This is a genomic window from Pseudonocardia sp. ZF1 (assembly GCF_056835605.1).
The window spans coordinates 2,329,594-2,344,822 of sequence record NZ_JAJNBY010000001.1 but is presented as its reverse complement, the minus strand read 5'-3'; the positions used below and the strand labels follow the sequence as shown (position 1 = coordinate 2,344,822).

The following is a 15,229-nucleotide window of genomic DNA, read 5'->3' as shown; positions in this document are numbered from 1 at the left end:
GGGGAGGACCGCGGCGTTGCACCGGGATACCGTCCGGTGGTGATCGACCTCTCCCAGCCGTGGGCGCTGGTGTTCCTGCTGGTGGCCGGGCTGCTCGCGGGTGCGGTGAACGCCGTCGCGGGCGGCGGGTCGCTGCTGGTGTTCCCGGCGCTGCTCGGGGTGGGGTTCCCGCCGCTGGCGGCGAACGTCACCAACTCGGTCGCCCAGTGGCCCGGCTACGCCGGGCTGGTGCTCGGGGCCCGCCGCGAGCTGCCCGGGCAGGGCAGGCGGATCGCGGTCACCGCGGTCGCCGCGGCGCTGGGCAGCGGAGTGGGCTGCACCCTGCTGCTGGTGCTGCCCAGCAGCGTGTTCGACGCCATCGTGCCCGTCCTGGTGATCCTGGCCAGCCTCACGATGGCGGTCGGGCCGTGGCTCAAGCGCCGGATCGGCGACCCGGCCGCCCGGGGGCGGGACCGCACCCCGGCGCTGCTGGTCGCGGTGTTCCTCGCCGCGGTCTACGGCGGCTACTTCGGCGGCGCCCTGGGCGTCGTGCTGATCTCGACACTGTCGCTGTTCGCCCACGACGAGCTGCGCAGGCTCAACGCGCTCAAGGGCGTGCTGTCGCTGGTCGTCGCGACGGTGACGGTCGTCGTGTTCGCCCTCGGCGCCCCGGTCGACTGGCTCGCCGTCGCGCTGCTCGCCCCGACCACACTGGTCGGCGGCTACGTCGGCGCCCTGGTCGCGCGGCGGATGCCGGAGACCCTGCTGCGCTGGGCGGTGGTCCTGCTGGGCCTGGCCGTCGGCGTCGCGCTGCTGTTCACGTGAGCCTCCTGCTGGCGGTCGCGCTGCTGGCCGCGGTCCTGGCCGCCGCGACGCTGCGCCCGTTCGGGCTGCCCGAGGCCGTGGTCGCGGTCCCGGCGGCGCTGGTCGCCGTCGTCGCCGGGCTGGTGACCCCGGCCGGGGCGTGGACCGAGATCGGCGAGCTCGCCCCGACCGTCGGGTTCCTCGCCGCGATCCTGCTGCTCGGGCACCTCGCCGACGCCGAGGGCGTGTTCCGCTGGCTGGGCGCACGGCTGGCGACGGCGTCGGCCGGGTCCCCGCGACGGCTGCTGGTCGCCGTCTTCGCCGCGGCGGCCGGGACGACCGCGGTGCTGAGCCTGGACGCGACGGTGGTCCTGCTGACCCCGGTGGTGCTGGCGACGGCGGCCCGGCTGGGGGTGGCGTCGCGGCCGCACTCGTTCGCCTGCGCCCACCTGTCGAACTCGGCGTCCGGGCTGCTGCCGGTGTCGAACCTGACGAACCTGCTGGCGTTCTCGGCGTCGGGGGTGGGGTTCCTGACCTTCGCGGGGCTGATGGTCGGGCCGTGGGTGGCGGTGATCGTCGTCGAGTACCTGGTGCTGCGGTGGGTGTTCCGGCGCGACCTCGCCGCGGAGCCGGAGCCGGAGCCGGAGCCGGAGCCGGCCCCGGCCGGTCCCGCGGTGCCCGCGCCGGCCGCGCCGGTCGTCGCGCTGGTGGTGCTCGGGCTGACCCTGGCCGGGTTCGCGGTGGCCTCGCCGCTGGGCGTCGAACCGGGCTGGGTCGCCGCGGCCGGGGCCGCGGTGCTGGCGGTGCGGGCGCTGGTGCGGCGCGAGACCGGGCCGCTGCGCCTGGTCGCCGCGGCCTCCCCCGGGTTCTGCCTGTTCGTGCTGGCCCTGGGCGTGGTCGTCGCCGGGCTCAGTGCCCAGGGGCTGTCGGGCCGGATCGGTGCGCTGCTGCCCGCCACCCCGGACCTGACCGGGCTGCTGGTCACCGCGGCCGTCGCGGCGGTGCTGGCGAACCTGGTGAGCAACCTGCCCGCGACGCTGGTGCTGCTCACCGCGCTCGGCCCGGCCGCGCACCCCGGGCTGGTGCTGGCGATGCTGCTGGGCGTCAACATCGGGCCGAACCTGACCTACGCCGGGTCGCTCGCGACGCTGCTGTGGCGGCGTATCGCCACCGGCTACGGCGACCCGCCGCGGCTCGGCACGTTCCTGCGGCTGGGGACGCTCACCGTCCCGCTGGGCCTGCTCGCCGCGACGACCGCGCTCTGGGCCGCGCTCGCGGTGCTTCCCCGGTAGCGGCACGGCCCGGACAGCACGACGGCCCCGCCCGGAAGGGGCGGGGCCGGTCGCGGACGGTGGGCAGGGATCAGAACTCGTGGGCCATGTCGTGGCCGAGGTCGGTGTCCGGGTCCATCTCGCGGGCCGGGACACCCATCGGGCGTGAGCTGCCGCGCCGCTGCTGAGGCAGCCGCGCGATCACCTTCATCTCGTGTGCCAGGTCGTAGCCGTAGTCGTGCTCGTGGATCTGCGACATCGCTGTCCTCACCGTCTCCCTGTTCCCCGCCGACACCGAGACTGTCGTTCACGCTCCGTAGGTTGACCACCCCGTACGGTGCACGCGAAGCATCGCTCAGGTGAGGAACGGGGACAACTGTCCGGAGTCGACACCGCCCGAACGGGTCAGGACGGTATCGATCCAGCAGGCGGTGACGGGCCGGTGACTACCGGAGGTCGTCCAGGTAGGACGTCTCGTTGACCAGACGCACCGAGGCGCCCCCGTCGGGGTAGAAGTCGGCGATGTTGAGGCAGGCCAGGTCCAGGTGCATGCGGTAGAGCACCTCGTCGCCGGCGCCGAGCGCGGTGCGCAGCAGCATCTTGATCGGGGTGACGTGGCTGACCAGGACCACCGTCCGACCGGCGAACTCCTCGACGATCCGGGCCCGCTCGGCCTCGACCCGCTCCCCCACCGCGCGGAAGCTCTCGCCGCCCGGCGGTTCGACGTCGGCGGATCCGAGCCAGCGGCCGTGCAGCTCGGGGTCGCGCTCGCGGGCCTCGGTGAAGGTGAGGCCCTCCCAGCCGCCGAAGTCGGTCTCGATCAGGCCGTCGCGCACCTCGAGGTCCGCCCCGGTCGTCTCGGCGACGGCGGCCGCGGTCTGGCGGGCCCGGCGCAGCGGCGAGGACAGCACCACGGCCGGTTCGACACCCTGGCCCGACAGCCGGGTCTCCAGCGCGCGGGCCGCGGCGGCGGCCTGCTTCTGGCCCAGCTCGGTCAGCTCGGGGTCGCCGTGGCCGGAGTAGCGGCGCTCGACCGACAGCTCGGTCTGGCCGTGGCGCAGCAGGATCAGCCGCGTCGGGGAGCCCGTCTGCCCGGTCCACGCGGCCGCGGCGGCCGCGGAGTCCGTCGACGCGGTCGCGCCCGCGGGCGGCTTCGGCGCCGGTCCCACCGCCCCGGACGGGTCCAGGGTGGGGTTCGACTCCCCGTCCATCGCCCGGTTGGCGAGCGCGTCGGCGCGGGCGTTGTCCTTGCGCGGAATCCACACGAAGGTGACCGCGTCGAACTCCGCGGCCAGCTCGCGGGCGGTGTCGGCGAGCTCCTGCAGCGGCGGGTGCTTGATCTTCCAGCGCCCGCTCATCTGCTCGACGACGAGCTTGGAGTCCATCCGGGCCTCGACCTCGGTGGCCCCCAGGTCGAGCGCGGCCCTCAGCCCGGCGATCAGGCCGCGGTACTCGGCGACGTTGTTGGTGGTGGTCCCGAGGCCGTCGTAGACCTCACCGAGCACCTGGCGGGCGCCGGCGTCGAGCACCACCGCGCCGTAGCCGGCGGGCCCGGGGTTCCCGCGGGAGCCGCCGTCCGCCTCGACGACCAGCTTCACTTGCCACGCACCAGGATCGCGCCGCACTCCTCGCAGTGGACGACCTCGTCGGCGGCCGCCGTGCGGACCTGACCGAGGAAGGTCCGGTCGAGCTCGAGCCGGCACGCGCCGCAGCGGGACTCGCGCAGCTGTCCGGCCGCGACCCGGCCGCCGGCGCGGATGCGCTCGTAGTCGGCGAGCAGGTCCGGGGGCAGCGCGGCGACGACCTCGGTGCGGGCGCGGTCGCGCCCGGCGCGGGTGGCGTCGATGTCGCCCTCGGCGGACTCGCGCTTCGCGGTCACCTCGCCGACCGCGGTCTCGGCCTCGGACAGCTCGCCCCGGGCGTGGTCGAGCTCGATGCCGACGGCCTCGCGCTCCTCCATGATCCCCAGCTGCTCGTCCTCCAGGACGCCCTGGCGGCGGGCGAGGGTGTCGAGCTCGTGCTGCAGCTCGGTGGCCTGCTTCGCGGAGATGCCCGAGCCGGCGAGCAGGGTGTGGTCGCGCTCGGTGCGGGCCCGGACACCGTCGATGTCACGTTCGAGCCGGGCGATGTCGCGGTCGAGGTCACCGGCGCGGGTCTCGGCGCGGACCAGGGCGTCGCGCGCCGCACGGACCCGCTGCTCGGCCTCGTCCAGCTGCGCGAGCTCGGGCAGCGTCGAGCGCCGGTGGGTGAGCCGGCCGATCTCGGCGTCCACCTCGGCCAGCGTCACCAGCTTCGCCTGCGCGGTGGGATCGGCCTTCATACACTCGCCTCCGGTTGTCCTGCTGTCGTGTCGGATCCGCTGCTCGGGGCGGCGGTGGTCCAGGGGTCGGTACGGGCCCGCGAGACCGCGACCGAGACGCTACCTGCGAGGGCCTCGGCCACGACCCCGGCCGCCTGCCCGCACCACGGCCACTCCGAGGCCCAGTGGGCGACGTCGACCAGCGCGGGGGTCGGGCCGCCGGGGCCGGTCCCGGCGAGCGCGTGCTCGGACGCGGGGTGGTGGCGCAGGTCGGCGGTGACGAACGCGTCGACACCGGCCCGGGCGGCCGAGTCCAGGGCCGAATCCCCGGCGCCGCCGCAGACTGCGACCCGGCGGATCGGGCGGTCCGGGTCCCCGGCACCGCGCACCCCCCATGCGGTCGCGGGCAGCGCCGCGGCGACCCGCCGGGTGAACGCCGCGAACGGCTCGGCGGCGGCGAGCTCGCCGACCCGGCCCAGCCCCAGCGACGACGGCAGCGGCGCCATCTCCAGCAGGTCGAAGGCCGGTTCCTCGTAGGGGTGCGCGGCCCGCAGCGCGGCGACGACGTCGCGGCGCCGCGACCGGGGCAGCACCATCTCCAGCCGGGTCTCCGCGACGCGCTCCAGGCGCCCGACCGACCCGATGACCGGGGCGGCGCCGTCGAGGGGAAGGAACTGGCCGGTCCCGGCGGTGGCGAACGAGCAGTGCGAGTAGTTGCCGATCGCGCCGGCACCGGCGTCGGACAGCGCGGTGTGCACGGCGGCGATCGACGGGCCGACCGGCACGAAGGTGACGATCTTGTCCAGGGCCGGGCCGGGTTCGGGTTCCAGCGGGCCGGACACGGCCAGCCCGAGGGCGGCGGCGAGCGCGTCGGAGACGCCCGGGTCGGCGACGTCGGCGTTGGTGTGCGCGGTGAACAGCGCGACCCCGGCCCGGATCAGCCGGTGCAGCAGGGCGCCCTTGGGGGTGTCGGCGCCGACGCCGTGCACCCCGCGCAGCAGCAGCGGGTGGTGGGTGACCAGCAGCTGGGCGCCGGAGGAGATCGCCTCGTCGACGGTCTCCGGGGTGGGGTCGACGGCGAACAGCACCCGGGAGACGGTGTCGTCGGGGTCGCCGCAGACCAGGCCGACCGCGTCCCAGTCCATGGCCAGCCGGGGCGGGTAGGCGGCGTCGAGGGCGGCGACGACGTCGCGCAGCGTGCTCACGCCGACACCGCCAGCCGGCGCAGCGCGGCGTCGAGGGACTCGACGAGGCGGCGGACCGTCTCCGGCGGGCGGACCGCGACGCGCAGGTGGTCGGGCCCGAGACCGGGGAAGGTGTCGCCGCGGCGCACCGCGATCCCGGCCTCGCGCAGCAGGCGCCGCACCGCCTCGCCGGTGCCGTCGGGCAGGTGCAGCAGCAGGTACGGGGCGGGCCCCGCCGACACGCCGACGCCGTCGAGGCCCGACAGCGCCGCGGCCATCGAGACGCGGTGTGCGGCGAGCTCGCGGGCCTTGCGGTCCGCGGCGGAGACCGCGTCGGGCTCGCAGCAGGCGATGACCGCCTCCAGGGCGGGGGTGGAGACCGGCCACAGCGGGCGGGACGCGGCGAGCCGGGCCAGCAGATCGGGGGCGCCGAGCGCGTAGCCGGCGCGCAGCCCGGCCAGCGCCCAGGTCTTGGTCAGCGAGCGGAACACCAGCAGGCCGGGCACGCCCGCGTCGCCGGCGAGGGTCTCCGGCTCACCGGGGACGGCGTCGGCGAACGCCTCGTCGACGAGCAGGGTCCGCCCCGGGCGGGCGAGCGCACGCAGCGCGGCGGCCGGGTGCAGCACCCCGGTGGGGTTCGTCGGGTTCCCGACGACGACGAGGTCGGCCTCCTCGGGCACCGCGGCCGGGTCGAGCGCGTGCCCGGTCGCGGCGTCGGTCAGCACCCGCACCACGTCCACCCCGCCACTGCGCAGCGCGGCCTCCGGCTCGGTGAACCCGGGGTGCACGACGGCGGCGAGCCGGGGGCGCAGCGACGGGAGCAGCGCGAAGCCCTCCGCGCTGCCCGCGAGCACCAGCACCTCGTCCGCGTCGCGACCGTGCCGCGCCGCGACGGTGGCGCGGGCGCGGGCGTCGTGGTCGGCGCGCGGGTAGCGGCCGAGTCCGTCCAGGGTCGCGACGAGCCGGTCCCGCAGCCAGGGCGGGGGGCCGTCGCCGATCACGTTGACGGCGAAGTCGACGAGCCCGTCGGTGGCCTCGGCGTCGCCGTGGTGCCGCAGGTCGTGCCCGCCCGCGTGATCCGTCCCGGCCGCATGGTGATCGAACGGCATCGGGCCACCCTACGGCGCGCACCGGTGCGCGGTGGACAATGGCCCGGCCACCCACCCGAGGCGTCAGGGTCGACGTCCGTGCCCCCGCTCCCCGGAGGAACGTCGCAGTGAACGTCGTCTTCGTCTGTACCGGCAACATCTGCCGGTCCCCGATCGCCGAGAAGATCCTGGCCGCCGAGGTCGAGGCCGCCGGGCTGGCCGACCGGGTGCGCGTGACCAGCGCCGGGACCGGTCACTGGCACATCGGGCAGCCCATGGATGAGCGCGCCGCCCAGGTGCTGGCCGAGCACGGCTACGACACCGCCCACAGCGCCCGCCAGGTCGACTCGGAGATCCTCTCCGCGGACCTGCTGGTGGCATTGGACATGGGACACCTGCGGACCCTGGAGCAGTCGGTGCCCGATCCCAAGCGGGTCCGGCTGCTGCGCTCGTTCGACCCGGCGGCCCCCGCGGGCGCCGAGGTGCCCGACCCCTACTACGGCGGGCCGGACGGGTTCGCCGAGGTCCACGCCATGATCGTCGCGGCGGTGCCGGGCCTGGTCGAGTTCGTCACCCGGAACGCGTGACCGACCGCGTCGCCCGGCTGACCGGCCGCGCCGTGCGGGACGGACCGGCCGGGCACCCGCCGCGCGCGACCCTGGACGACGGCACCGTCGTCGTGGTCAAGGACTCCTCGGCCGACCCGGGTGCGGCCGCGGCCGAGGCCGCCGGGCTGCGCTGGATCGCGGTGCCGGGCGGGCCGCCGGTCCCGCGCGTGCTGGGCGCCGACGACGCGCTCCTGGTCACCGAGCTCGTCCCCGCGGGCCGGGCGACGCCCGGCGCCGCGGAGCGGTTCGGCCGGGAGCTGGCGACGCTGCACGCCGCCGGGGCCGAGGCGTTCGGCGCCCCGCCGCCGGGCGGGAGGGCGCGGGCGTGGATCGGGCACACGCGGATGGAGAACCGTCCGCACGACGGCCCGTGGGGCGACTGGTTCGCCTCCGACCGGGTGCTGCCCTACCTGCGGGCCGCCCGGGACCGCGGCGCCCTCGACCCGGCCGGCGCCGCCGCCGTCGACGACGTGTGCGGACGGATCGGTGCCCTGGCCGGTCCGGACGAGCCGCCGGCCCGCCTGCACGGGGACCTGTGGTCGGGCAACGTGCTCTGGTCGGGCGACGGGGACGGCGCCGCGTGGCTGATCGACCCGGCCGCGCACGGCGGGCACCGCGAGTCCGACCTCGCGATGCTGGACCTGTTCGGGCTGCCGCACCTCGACGTCGTCCTCGCCGCCTACGACGAGCACTCCCCGCTCGCCGACGGGTGGCGCGAGCGGGTCGACCTGCACCAGCTGTTCCCGCTCCTGGTGCACGCCGTGCTGTTCGGGGGCGGGTACGGCGCGCAGGCCGCCGCGGCCGCGCGCCGTCTCCGCTGATCCCCCGGTCTCAGTACGCCCCGTGCTCCCCGCGCAGCGGGAACCCGGCGGCGCCGCCGTCGGCGAGCTTCACGCCCAGCACCTGGTGGAGCTGGATGTTGTTCAGCTCGAAGCCCAGCCGGCACGCGGCCATGTAGAGCCGCCACACCCGGGCCCGGCCGACCCCGACCTCGGCGACGGCGTCGGTCCAGTTGCGCTCCAGGTTCGCGCCCCAGTCCCGCAGCGTCATGGCGTAGTGCTCGCGCAGGTTCTCCTCGTGCCGGATCTCGAACCCGGCCTCGTTCATCGCGTCCACCAGCGCCGCGACCGGCTCCAGCTCCCCGTCGGGGAACACGTAGCGGTGGATGAACGGGTCGGTGTGACGGTGGTCGGGCCGGTGCGGCTGGGTGATGCAGTGGTTCAGCATCCGTCCACCGGGCCGGAGCTTGGCGTACATCGACGCGAAGTAGGAGTCCAGGTTGGCCTTGCCGATGTGCTCGGTGAGGCCGATGGAGGACACCGCGTCGTAGACGCCGTCGGGGACGTCGCGGTAGTCGAGGTGGCGGACCTCGGCCAGGTCGGACAGCCCCTCGCGGGCGATCGCCTCCTGCGCCCAGGCGGCCTGCTCCTTCGACAGGGTCACCCCGAGCGCGCGGACGCCGTGCTCGCGGGCGGCGTGGCGGACCATGCCGCCCCAGCCGCAGCCGACGTCGAGCAGCCGCATCCCGGGCCGGAGGTCCAGCTTGGTCGCCACCAGCTCGTACTTGGTGGCCTGTGCGGTCTCCAGCGACGCGTCGGCGTCGGGGTAGGCCGCGCAGGTGTAGGTCATCGACGGCCCGAGCACGAACTCGTAGAACCGGTTGGACACGTCGTAGTGGTGCGAGATGGCCTGCGAGTCACGCCGCTTGGAGTGCAGCAGCCCCTTGGGGCGGGCCTCCAGGTCCGGCGGCGGCATCCGGTGCTCGCGCCAGTAGGGCAGCAGCCGCCGCGCCAGCCACAGCTGCTCCCGGCGCGGGATCGAGTGCAGCGTCACCTCCGACATCGCGCGCAGCGCGGTGTAGAGGTCCCCCTCCACGTCGAGCTCCTCGGTCACGTACGCCCGGGCCAGCCCGAGCGAGCCCGGGGCGCTCACCAGCCGGGCCAGCGCCCGGGGCGAGTTCACCCGCAGCGTGACCGGGGCGTCGTCGGGTCCCGACCGCGACCCGTCGAACCCCTCCACCCGCAGCTCACGCGTGGAACCCAGGACGTGGGACAGGATCCCCGCCACCGGCTCGGTCGTCGTGGCCCGCCCTTCCAGTACTCCTGTCATCGCCGATCCCTCCCCTGTCGATCCCCGCGGTGCGCTCGTCAGCGGCCGGTGACCTTGGCGAACAGGTCGGGAGACCGACCGTCCGGGTCGTACCGCTGCTTCACCGCCCGGTAGGCCGCACCGTTGTAGTGCGACCAGAACTCGTCCTCGCCGTAGTGCACGGTCGAGTACAGCGACTTGTGCCCGCCCAGGTCGGCGACACACTCCTCGATCAGCCGGTTGTGTGCCCACCGGTCCCCCGGCTTCTCCGCCACCGAGGACCAGAAGCCGACGTTGACGTAGAGCCGGCCCGGCTCCATCGGGTACAGCGGCCAGCTCCGCTCCCCGCGCAGCTGCAGCGGGCACAGCCACACCGGCTCGATCCGGATCTCCCGGTGGAAGAACTCGAGGAACTCCGGGAGCCGCTCGACCGGGATCTCCACGTCCTGCACGACCATCTCCTCGGCGGTCCCGCCGAGCGCCTCCCGGACCCGGTTCGACGCGCCGTGACGCTGGTCGAGGGCGACGAGACGGCGGTAGACGTCCGAGCGGCGGAGCCGGCGTGGCCAGAACCGGCGCACCACCGGGTGCTGCACGCCGAACGCACGCGAGCACCAGAACCAGTCGGTGTCCCAGCGCCAGAGGTAGTCGTGCACGGTGAGGTGGTCGACCGGGCGGCGCTGCAGCGACCGGTAGAACACCTCCTGACCGGTGTAGTCGGAGATCCGGGCGCCCGGCATCGGAGTGTCGACGAACTCCCCGGTGGTCAGGTACTGCTCGTCGGGTCCGAACACGACACCGTCGAGGAAGTCCACCTCGCCCGCCGCCACGAACCGCTCGATCGCCGCCGACGCGGCGGAGGCGCTCGCGTACCGGTGGTGGGTGAGCTTCACGAAGGGCTTCACGGGCGCCAGCTCGACGACCAGGCGGACCGCGTAGCCGAGCGTGCCGTAGGAGTTGGGGAACGCCGCGAACAGGTCGGCGTGCTCCCCGTCGGGGGTGACGTGCAGCAGCTCCCCGGCCGGGGTGAGCACGTCCATCTCGAGCACCGACTCGTGCGGCAGCCCGTCGCGGAACGACGTCGACTCGACCCCGAGCCCGGTGACCGCTCCACCGAGGGTGATGGTCTTGAGCTGCGGGACGACCAGCGGCATCAGCCCGTGCACGAGGGTGGCGTCCACGATGGTCTCGTAGGTCGCCATCCCCTGTACCTCGGCGGTCCGCCGGTCCGGGTCCACACCGAGGACACCGTCCAGGGCGGAGGTGTCGAGGCGTCGCGCGGCGGCGCCGGTGTCGCGGTCGCCGAACCGGAACAGGTTCGACGACGGCTTCCCCAGCTGGACGGCGCCGGCTCCGGCGCGCGCCCGGCGCAGGTTCTCCACCGCGGCGTCGTGCGCGGTTCGGGTGGCGGTCCCGGCGAGCATGGCGGTGACGATAGACCCATATCGTTTGCGACGCTCATGATTAACGGAGGGTCCTCCGTCACAGGACGCAACGATCTTCCCGGCGGGCGGTACCGGCACCGTCGTGATGTCATCGCGCCCGTGGCACACACCAACGAGAACCCCGCGCAGAACGTCACCTTCCCCTCCGGCGGCGACACCGCGCACGGCTACCTGGCCCTGCCCGAGTCCGGGGCCGGACCCGGTCTGATCGTCATCCAGGAGTGGTGGGGCCTGACCGACCACATCGTCGACGTCACGAACCGGTTCGCCGCCGAGGGCTTCGTCGCACTCGCCCCCGACCTCTACGGCGGGCGCACCACCCACGACTCCGAAGAGGCCGGGAAGCTCATGGGCGAGCTGCCCGTGAACGGCGCGGCGACCGACCTGGCCGGGGCCGTGGAGTTCCTGCTCGGGCGCGACGACGTCACCTCCTCGGCCGTCGGCGCGGTCGGCTTCTGCATGGGCGGCGGCTTCGTGCTGGTCCTCGCCGCGCAGCAGGGCGACAAGGTCGCGGCCGCCGTGCCCTTCTACGGCGTGCTCAAGGAGGACTACCCGTCGTTCGCGAACCTGACCGCGGCGGTCCAGGGCCACTTCGGGTCGGAGGACACCATGGCCCCGCCGGACGCGGTGGAGTCCCTCGCCGACCGCATCCAGGCCGAGTCCGGCACCCGCCCGGAGTTCCTGCAGTACCCGGCCGGGCACGCGTTCTTCAACGACGAGAACCACATGGGCACCTACGACGCCGAGCAGGCGGAGATCGCGTGGACCCGCGCGACGCAGTTCCTGCGCGAGCACGTCAAGTAGCGGCTCAGCGGGAGCGCAGCAGCTCCCGGGCCACGGCGGGCAGCGTGGCGGGTCCGGTGCGCAGCCGGACCCGCTGCGCGGCCGCGGTGAGACCGACGTACTCGTCGGAGGTCAGCACGATGTCCGCCGCGGCCACGTTGGACTCCAGCTGCGCCACGCTCGACGCACCGGGGATCGCCACCGTGTTCGGGTGGTACACCACCCACGCCAGCGCGACCTGCGACGGCGTCGCGTCGTGCGCGGAGGCGACGTCGCGCAGGGCGTCGGTGAGCGGAGCGAGTGCGGCCAGGTTCTCCGGCAGCCACTCCGGCTTGCTGCGGCGCACCGCGTTGGTGGGCCGGTGGCCGGCGTCGTACCGGCCGGTGAGCAGGCCCTGGGCGAGCGGGCTGTAGGCCATCACGATGCGGCCGTGCGCGGCGGCGTGCGGGACGAGGGCCGCGACGGGCCTGCGGCGCAGGAGGCTGAACTCGACCTGGTTGGACAGCACGGGTCCGCCGAGCGCCTCCTCCGCGGCCAGCCAGCGGTCCAGCGTGTACGACGAGACGCCGGCGTCGCGGACCAGCCCGGTCCGCTGCAGCTCGACCATCCCGCGCATCGCCGACGCGTCGCCGACCAGCGGGTGCGGCTTGTGCACCTGGTAGAGGTCGATCTCGGTCACCCCGAGCCGGGCGGCGGAGGCGGCCGCGCGGTGCCGCAGCACCGGGCCCAGGGGCAGGACCGGGAAGAACTTCGTCGCGAGCACGACGTCGTCGCGCCACCCGGGGCCACCGCAGGCACGCAGCGCGTCGCCGAGGATCCGTTCGCTGCGCAGCGGGCCGTAGAGCTCCGCGGTGTCGAAGACGGTGACGCCCAGCTCACGGGCGCGGGCGACGATCCGCCCGGCCTCCAGCGCGTCGCCGTAGCCCCACTCGCTCGTGCCGAACTGCCAGGTGCCCAGGCCCATCACCGACCAGCGTCGTGGGCCGGGACCGGGAGCGTCGAGGTAGCGCACCTGCGCCAGTGTCCCCGACCGTCCCGGTCCCCGCCCCGCGTCCGTCCCCTCAGCGGACCGGGGCCCCCGGGCCCAGCGGGATCCCCAGTGCCCACCAGGCGAAGAACAGCAGCGTCCAGACCGCCGTCATGGCGACGGCCAGGGGCAGCGTGTACGACGCGAGCGTCCCGATGCCCGCGTCCTTGCGGTAGCGCTGCAGGAACCCCAGCGCCATCACGAAGTACGGACTCATCGGGGTGATCGCCGTCGAGCCGGAGTCGGCGATCCGGAACAGCGCCTGGGTGGTCTCCGGCGGCACCTCGACCAGCATCAGCATCGGCACGATCACCGGCGCCGCGATCGACCACATCGCCGTCCCGCTGGTGACCATCACGTTCACCACGGTGAGCACGGCCAGCACCATCAGGAACACGACCGGGATCGGGACGCCGGTGGTGCGCAGCGCGTCCGCGGCGACGACGGCGAGCACGTCCCCGACGTGGGTCCAGTCGAAGTAGGCCAGGAACTGGGCGATCGCGAAGAACAGCGCCAGCACCGGGGCCATCTGCCGGATCCCGTCGGCCATCAGCTTCGGGACGTCGGCGGCGGTGGTGATCGTCCCGACCGCGCGGCCGAAGACGGTGCCGAGCAGGCCGAACAGCAGCGCGATGACCGCGCCGATGCCCTCGACCAGCGGGGACTCGACGATCGAGCCGTTCTCCCCGCGCAGCGGGGACCACTCCGGCGCCACGACCGCGACGAGCAGCACCGCACCACCCAGCAGCACCCAGCCGGCGCGGCGCAGGCCGGTCCGCTCGGCCGCGGACAGGCTCAGCCCGGCGACGTCATCGGAGACGGCAGAGTCGGGGGCATGAGGGTCCGGGGTGTCGGGGTCCAGGTCGGGCCGCTTGGCCAGGACGACCCGGGTGACCAGCGTGATCACCAGCGCGAGGACGACCGAGGAGGCGGTGGTGAAGAACCAGTTGCCGACCGGGGTCACCACGACCGCCGGGTCCACGATCCGGGCCGCGGCGGTGGTGATGCCGGCGAAGATCGCGTCGTTCGGGGTGGGGACCGGGCTGGCGTCGTAGCCGGAGGCGATGGCGGTGTAGGCGACGACGATCCCGAGGATCGGCGAGCGCCCGACCGCCCGGAACGCGAGCCCGCCCAGCGGCACCAGGATCACGTACGCCGCGGCCGACGCGACGTGCGCGACGGTCCCGGCGAACGCGACCGCGAACACCACCAGCGACGCGGGCACCCGGGCGACGCCGGCCCGCATGGCCGCGGCGAGCAGCCCGCTGCGCTCGGCGACCGCGACACCCATGATCACCGTGACGATGGTGGCCATCGGCGGGAACTGCGCGAAGTTGTCGATCATCGACGAGACGGCCATCGCGAGGCCGTCGCCGGAGAGCAGGTTCCGCACCGCGACGGGCTCGCCGTCGGGTGCGACGACGGCGACGCCCGCCGCCGCCAGCCCGGCGCTGACCACGGCGAGGATCGCCGACAGCACCCAGAACAGCCAGAACGGGTGCGGCAGCGCGTTCCCGACCCGTTCGACGACGGCCATCGCCCGCACGAGGCGGGGCAGCTCCCGGTCCCGGGTGGCGGCGGGGGTGCTCATCGCGGTCCCCCGAGGCCGAAGAAGTCCCCGACCAGCGCGGTGGCGCGGACCGTCTGCGTGGTGACGCCGCCACCGGAGTAGGCGGTCGCGCCCGGCCAGGTGTGGCCGCCGCCGTCGACGGCGACGTGCTGCACCCGGGCGCCGTCGCGGCAGCCGCGCCAGGTCGAGATGGTCACGTCGGGCTCGATCCGGCGGGTCTGCGGGCGGGCCCGGCAGCCGTCACGGGCGACCCATTCGGCGACCTTCGCCGGGATCGCGGGCAGGCCGCGGCCGGCGTCGCCGGTGTAGGGGATGGTGGCGTCGCCGGTGCCGTGCACGAACAACGCCGGGACCGGACGGCCGGGCCGGCACGGCGGTTCGCCGTCGCGGTAGTAGGCGCCCGCGACCGGGGCGATCGCGGCGATCCGGTCGGACATCCGGCAGGCCAGGATCTCGGTGAAGCCGCCGCCGTTGGACTTTCCGGTGGCGAAGACCCGGCCGGGGTCGACGCAGAGGCCCGCCTCGAGGTCGTCGAGCAGGTCACCGGTGAAGGCGACGTCGTCGACGCCCGGCGAGGAGTACGGGGCGCCCTGCCAGGAGCGCTTCCCCTCACCGCCGGGGACCCCGTCGGGGTAGGCGACGACGGCGGGCAGCCCGGACAGGCCGGAGAAGTCCTCGGTGGTGGCGCCGTCGTTGCCGCGGCCGTGGAAGACCAGGACCACCGGGGTGGGCCGGTCGGGGCGGTAGCCCTCGGGCAGGTGGACGCGCACGGTGCGGGCCAGGCCGCCGCTGTCCACGGTGCGGACGGCCGTGGTGCCCGGTGCCTGCGGCGGGGTGAGGCCGCAGCCGGGGCTCCGCGCTCCGGGCGGGCCGGGCGCCGCGCCGGGAGCGGTCGGCCCGTCGGGCGCGCCGGGACCGGCCGGCGACCCGGATGCGGTCGGGACCACGGCGGCGTCGGACGGTGTCGGGGCGACGGCGGCGCCGGTGGTCAGGGCGGCCGCGGCCAGGCAGGCCGCCGCCACGGCACGCAGTCGGCGTCCCCCGGCACGTCGCGTCGCGCCCCCGGTCGGGCGTCCCGGAACG

The 15,229-nt window shown here is 75.1% G+C and carries 15 protein-coding genes; 5 read left to right on the top strand and 10 right to left on the bottom strand.

What is annotated here, in order from left to right:
* The first annotated feature begins 39 nt into the window (after window positions 1-39).
* Complete coding sequence (locus ZF1_RS11545; RefSeq protein WP_482637236.1) at window positions 40-804, top strand: sulfite exporter TauE/SafE family protein; 765 nt, start codon at window positions 40-42, stop codon at window positions 802-804.
* A complete protein-coding gene (locus tag ZF1_RS11540) occupies window positions 801-2,075 on the top strand; it encodes an SLC13 family permease (RefSeq protein WP_482637235.1) in 1,275 nt (424 codons plus the stop codon). The genes ZF1_RS11545 and ZF1_RS11540 overlap by 4 nt, the downstream gene beginning before the upstream one ends.
* Before the next feature lie 70 nt (window positions 2,076-2,145).
* Here ZF1_RS11540 and ZF1_RS11535 read toward each other — a convergent pair whose 3' ends face one another.
* From ZF1_RS11535 to cobC, 5 genes are all read right to left on the bottom strand, one after another.
* The gene (locus tag ZF1_RS11535; protein WP_020622575.1) at window positions 2,146-2,313 is read right to left on the bottom strand and encodes a hypothetical protein; all 168 of its coding nucleotides are present in this window, start codon (window positions 2,311-2,313) and stop codon (window positions 2,146-2,148) included.
* 187 nt (window positions 2,314-2,500) lie between these two features.
* Window positions 2,501-3,646, bottom strand: a complete 1,146-nt coding sequence (locus ZF1_RS11530; RefSeq protein ID WP_251786467.1) for a bifunctional RNase H/acid phosphatase — start codon at window positions 3,644-3,646, stop codon at window positions 2,501-2,503.
* A gap of 2 nt (window positions 3,647-3,648) precedes the next feature.
* Window positions 3,649-4,374, bottom strand: a complete 726-nt coding sequence (locus ZF1_RS11525) for a zinc ribbon domain-containing protein (RefSeq protein ID WP_482637234.1) — start codon at window positions 4,372-4,374, stop codon at window positions 3,649-3,651.
* On the bottom strand, window positions 4,371-5,498 hold the full coding sequence (locus tag ZF1_RS11520; RefSeq protein WP_482638695.1) for a Nif3-like dinuclear metal center hexameric protein: 1,128 nt from the start codon (window positions 5,496-5,498) through the stop codon (window positions 4,371-4,373). Before ZF1_RS11520 ends, ZF1_RS11525 begins: the two co-directional genes overlap by 4 nt.
* Before the next feature lie 56 nt (window positions 5,499-5,554).
* On the bottom strand, window positions 5,555-6,646 hold the full coding sequence (cobC, locus tag ZF1_RS11515) for an Rv2231c family histidinol phosphate aminotransferase CobC (protein ID WP_482637233.1): 1,092 nt from the start codon (window positions 6,644-6,646) through the stop codon (window positions 5,555-5,557).
* A 107-nt stretch (window positions 6,647-6,753) separates the two neighbouring features.
* Here cobC and ZF1_RS11510 point away from each other — a divergent pair, with 107 nt between their 5' ends.
* Both ZF1_RS11510 and ZF1_RS11505 read left to right on the top strand, forming a co-directional pair.
* Window positions 6,754-7,212 carry a low molecular weight protein-tyrosine-phosphatase gene (locus ZF1_RS11510; protein ID WP_346107095.1) on the top strand — a complete coding sequence of 153 codons (459 nt, stop codon included), beginning with the start codon at window positions 6,754-6,756 and terminating at the stop codon, window positions 7,210-7,212.
* Complete coding sequence (locus tag ZF1_RS11505; RefSeq protein WP_412763177.1) at window positions 7,209-8,054, top strand: fructosamine kinase family protein; 846 nt, start codon at window positions 7,209-7,211, stop codon at window positions 8,052-8,054. The genes ZF1_RS11510 and ZF1_RS11505 overlap by 4 nt, the downstream gene beginning before the upstream one ends.
* Window positions 8,055-8,064: 10 nt before the next feature.
* Here the strand turns inward: ZF1_RS11505 and ZF1_RS11500 are convergent, their stop codons facing one another.
* Both ZF1_RS11500 and ZF1_RS11495 read right to left on the bottom strand, forming a co-directional pair.
* Window positions 8,065-9,342 carry a class I SAM-dependent methyltransferase gene (locus tag ZF1_RS11500; RefSeq protein WP_178375160.1) on the bottom strand — a complete coding sequence of 426 codons (1,278 nt, stop codon included), beginning with the start codon at window positions 9,340-9,342 and terminating at the stop codon, window positions 8,065-8,067.
* Between the two features lie 38 nt (window positions 9,343-9,380).
* Complete coding sequence (locus ZF1_RS11495; RefSeq protein ID WP_178375161.1) at window positions 9,381-10,745, bottom strand: FAD-binding oxidoreductase; 1,365 nt, start codon at window positions 10,743-10,745, stop codon at window positions 9,381-9,383.
* 120 nt (window positions 10,746-10,865) lie between these two features.
* Here ZF1_RS11495 and ZF1_RS11490 point away from each other — a divergent pair, with 120 nt between their 5' ends.
* Window positions 10,866-11,570 carry a dienelactone hydrolase family protein gene (locus ZF1_RS11490; RefSeq protein WP_482637232.1) on the top strand — a complete coding sequence of 235 codons (705 nt, stop codon included), beginning with the start codon at window positions 10,866-10,868 and terminating at the stop codon, window positions 11,568-11,570.
* Window positions 11,571-11,574: 4 nt separating this feature from the next.
* Here ZF1_RS11490 and ZF1_RS11485 read toward each other — a convergent pair whose 3' ends face one another.
* The 3 genes from ZF1_RS11485 to ZF1_RS11475 are packed head-to-tail and all read right to left on the bottom strand — an operon-like array spanning window position 11,575 to window position 15,168.
* Window positions 11,575-12,561: an aldo/keto reductase gene (locus ZF1_RS11485; protein ID WP_482637231.1), complete on the bottom strand. Its 987-nt coding sequence runs from the start codon at window positions 12,559-12,561 to the stop codon at window positions 11,575-11,577.
* 49 nt (window positions 12,562-12,610) lie between these two features.
* The gene (locus ZF1_RS11480; RefSeq protein WP_482637230.1) at window positions 12,611-14,167 is read right to left on the bottom strand and encodes an AbgT family transporter; all 1,557 of its coding nucleotides are present in this window, start codon (window positions 14,165-14,167) and stop codon (window positions 12,611-12,613) included.
* Window positions 14,164-15,168, bottom strand: coding sequence for a CE1 family esterase (locus ZF1_RS11475; protein WP_482637229.1), 1,005 nt, complete (start codon window positions 15,166-15,168; stop codon window positions 14,164-14,166). The genes ZF1_RS11480 and ZF1_RS11475 overlap by 4 nt, the downstream gene beginning before the upstream one ends.
* Between the last annotated feature and the right edge of the window lie 61 nt (window positions 15,169-15,229).